Consider the following 4,117-nt stretch of genomic DNA (forward strand, 5'->3'; position numbering starts at 1 on the left):
CCCCTGGCGCACGGGCAGACCCACGACCGACTCCGCCAGTCATCACAACGCCCGCCAACTCGGCGCCAAAGCACGAAAGTTGGAATTAACCACCAAGATCGCGCAGGGCCAGCTGCAGGCACATAATTATCACTTTGTCGAACTGGGTGACGGCCGTAACGGCCTGCACTACGAACCGCCCCCCCGATGTCGTCGCAGGACTCGCCGCCGAGAATGCAGAACTCGCACGAGGCCAGCAAGCGACTCGGCTGCTGATGACGTACGCCGTCAACGAAGACAGGTCAGTCCCGCTCGACACCCTCGCCCCAGATCTGGAACTGGCCCGGACTCTTGCCGCCGATCCGCCCGCGCAGGGCTCGTTGTATCCCATGGACCCCATGGTGGGAACCGCTACAGCGGCCATGGTCGCGCATGCCGACGGACACATTGACCTTGCCGAAGATGTCATCGACTGGGTGCCGGCCGGGAACTGCGGGGCAGGCCCGTCGCGCGAGGGCCGTGGTCCGGCGGAGGTACCGCGACGACGGGCCGACGGTGCCGTGGGTCAGTTCTCGGGTTTCCAGGTGATTTTCACCTTGCCATTGGCGCCGTGGAACGCCCTGCCGAAGGTACCGCCGAGGCCGCCGGCGCCGCCGATGCCGCCCAGCTCGCTGGGACCGCCGAGGCCGGGAACAGCCGAGCTGCCGCTGCCGCCCTGCCCGCCGGATTCGGGCGACTCGTCCACGTTGCACGCGTCGTCGCTGGTGCTCGCGCCGCCGCCGGCACCGACGCGACCGTCACCGGTCGGATGGCAGTTGTCGACATGGTGGACCAGGAGAAGCCGCGGCCAGGATTTCACTACACGCCGCACGGCGTGTACGTGCACGGGCTCGGGGGTGAGCCGGATGTCCACAGTGGAGTTCGACGGCCCGCCGCGGCAGGTCGAGCCGCTCACCGTCGAGGAGCTGCAGGACAGCATCCGGCGGGTGAGCGGCACCGATGTCACGATCACCACGATGTTGTCCGGGACCCTCTGGATCGACACCGCGCGGCAGGCGACCACGTACCGGGCCGGCCGGGTCCTGCTGGCCGGGGACGCGGCCCCCCGTGTACGCGCCGGTCGGCGGCCAGGGCCTCAACGTCGGTATCGTCGACGCGGCGAACCTCGGCAGGAAGCTCGCGGCCGTGGTACACGGCTGGGTCGGCGAGGACATCCTCGACACGTACACCACCGAACGGCATCCGGTCGCGGCGCGCCTGCTGCAGAACACCCTGGCCCAGATCGCCCTGATGCGCCCCGACCCGCAGACGAGGGCGCTGTGGAAGATGTTCTCCGACCTGATGGACCTCGACGACGCCCACCGGTACGTCGCCGGCATGGACGTCCGGTACGACCTGGGCGACGACCACCGGCTCGTCGGCACCCTGTGCCCGGACATGAAGCTGACGCTGGAGCGGCCCGACCCGGACGTCGTCACCACGATGACCCGGTCGGCGGACCTGCTGCGTGAGAGGCGTGGGCTCCTGCTCGACCTCGTCGACCGCGCGCAGGTCCGCGACGCCGCAGCCGCGTGGACCGGACGGGTCAACACCGTCACCGCCCGCACGGACCGGGTGGACGTCGACGCGTTGCTCATCCGGCCCGACGGCTGTGTCGCCCGGGCCTTGCCCACCGGGCAGGACCTCGACGCCACCACGCTGATGCGTGCGCTGGGCACATGGTTCGGCCAACCGGCCTGAGCACCGTATTAACAGTGGTCTCAGGTTCGCTCGGTAGGAAGCAGGCATCCAGATAAGCGATGCAACCCGTATGTAGGAGGCTAGTGATGGCAGTCAACGCAGCGCCGTCCGGGGAAGCGCCGGCCGGTCGGTTGGCAGGCCGGTGGGTGCCATGGTTGGTGATTGGCTTGTGGCTGGTGCTGGCGGCGGGCATGGTGCCGCTGAGCGGAAAGTTGAGCTCGGTCACCACCGACAGCGCCGTGGACACCCTGCCGGCCAATGCCGAGTCCACCAAGGTGGCGGCGCTGGACGACAAGCTCCCCGGTGGTGAGGACAACACGTTCGTCTTCGTGTACCACCGCTCCGGCGGCATGACCGACGCCGACCGCGCGACGGTCGAGCGCCACTACGACACCCTTACCAAGAAGTACCCGTCGAAGGGGACAGCGGAGGTCGGCGAGGACGACGAGGGCTCACCGATGAGCCGCTCCGCCGACCGCGAGGCGATGGTGTTCACCCTCGATGTGAACATGTCCTACGGCCCACCGGAGGACCTCGTCGGCCCGGTACGTGACGCCGCGAAGGACCGCCCCTCCGGCCTGGAACTCGACGTGACCGGCCCGGGCGCGATCGACGGCGACATGGATGCCGTCTTCGACGGCATCGACACGCAGGTCCTCCTCACCACCATGATCGTCGTCACGCTCCTGCTCATCATCACCTACCGCAGCCCGGTGTTGTGGATCATCCCCCTGCTGGCTGTCGGCGCGGCCGCACTGACCTCGATGGGCACCGTCTACCTGCTCGTCAAGGGCTTCAACATCGTGGTCAACGACCAGAACTCGGCGCTGCTGACGATCCTGGTGTTCGGCGTCGGCACGGACTACGCGCTGTTGCTCATCGCTCGATATCGGGAGGCACTGCACCACCATGAGAACGTCCGGGTCGCGATGGTCCACGCGCTACGCGGCGCGGCGCCGGCCATCATCGCGTCCGCGGCCACCGTGGTCGCCGGCCTGCTCTGCCTGCTCGTCGCGGACCTGAACAGCACCAGCGGGCTGGGCCCGATCGGTGCGGCCGGCATCCTGTGCGCGCTGGTGGCCATGTTGACGCTGTTCCCGGCGGTGCTCGTGGTGCTCGGCAGGCGGGTCTTCTGGCCGGCCGTCCCGCGGTTCAGCACGGCCGTGGAGGAGAAGCCGGGGCTGTGGGGACGGCTCGGCACCGCCATCAGCCGCCGCCGGTGGGTGGCGACGCTCGGCTCGCTCGGAGTCCTCGGCGTGCTCGCCCTCGGGCTGGCGGGCAACACCGGCGCCCTGCGGGAGCAGGACCAGTTCCTGAACACGCCGGAGTCGGTCAACGGCTTCACCGTTCTCCGCGAGCACTTCCCGGAGCTCGGCGGCCAGCCGATGACGATCTTCACGCGGCCGGCGCACCAGGAGCGGGTGCTCGACGTCGTCAAGGACACTCGCGGTGTGGCCGAGGCCGTCCCGGAGCAGACCAGCGGTGGCTGGGCCAACATCTCCGTGACCCCGAAGGACGCGCCGGACACCACCGCGGAGTACGACACGATCAAGCGGGTACGCACCGCCGTGCACGCGGTGAGCGGGGCTGAGGCGATCGTCGGCGGGCCGAGTGCGGAGAACCTCGACACCGAGGTGACCACCGTGCGCGACGAGAAGCTGGTGATCCCGCTGGTGCTCGTCGTCGTCCTGATCATCCTCGGGCTGCTGCTGCGTGCGATCCTGGCCCCGCTGGTCCTGATGACCACCGTGGTCATCTCATTCGCCGCGGCCTTCGGCGGCAGCGTGTTCTTCTTCGACACGATTCTCGGGTTCAAGGGCATCGACTCTTCGGTGCCGCTGCTGGCATTCCTGTTCCTGGTGGCGCTCGGCGTCGACTACAACATCTTCCTGGCCAGCCGGGCCCGGGAGGAGACCCTGCGTCTCGGCACCAGAGAGGGCATGCTCAAAGCCCTCTCGGCCACCGGTGGCGTCATCACTTCGGCAGGCCTGGTCCTGGCGGCCACGTTCGGGGTCCTCGCCACACTTCCGCTGGTGATGCTGGTCGAGGTCGGATTCCTGGTCGCCTTCGGCGTGCTGCTCGACGCCCTGCTGGTGCGGTCGGTCCTGGTGCCCGCCCTCACCTTGCTGATCGGCCGGCGGATGTGGTGGCCGAGCCGGCTGTCCCGTCCAGCGGCGGAGCTGCCGGACGGTCCACAGCCGCTCGCCGACGACCAGGAGCCCGCGCTGCAACGGTGAGCGCGGCGGCACGGACGAGATCCGGGACGGGGCCCCAGGCCCGTCCCGGATTTTTTCATGGGCCCGACGGTCGCCGCCCTTTGGTCCTGCGCCACGCGCCGGGGCTGGGGTCGGCGCACCGTGTCCTGCCCGGTGGCGGGCCGCGCGGGCCATTGCCCGAC

Annotated in this window: 2 protein-coding genes and 1 pseudogene; all 3 read left to right on the plus strand. The window is 69.4% G+C overall.

The window, feature by feature from the left end:
- Positions 1-884: 884 nt before the first annotated feature.
- A pseudogene (locus ABD357_RS44905) lies at positions 885-1,028 on the plus strand (hypothetical protein); the annotation flags it as partial.
- Positions 1,029-1,086: 58 nt separating this feature from the next.
- Positions 1,087-1,719, plus strand: coding sequence for an aromatic-ring hydroxylase C-terminal domain-containing protein (locus tag ABD357_RS34355; RefSeq protein WP_344395141.1), 633 nt, complete (start codon positions 1,087-1,089; stop codon positions 1,717-1,719).
- Positions 1,720-1,805: 86 nt separating this feature from the next.
- Positions 1,806-3,956: an MMPL family transporter gene (locus tag ABD357_RS34360; RefSeq protein ID WP_344395142.1), complete on the plus strand. Its 2,151-nt coding sequence runs from the start codon at positions 1,806-1,808 to the stop codon at positions 3,954-3,956.
- The last annotated feature ends 161 nt before the right edge of the window (positions 3,957-4,117 follow it).

Source organism: Streptomyces vastus (genome assembly GCF_039532825.1).
GTDB classification, from domain to species: Bacteria; Actinomycetota; Actinomycetes; order Streptomycetales; family Streptomycetaceae; genus Streptomyces; species Streptomyces vastus.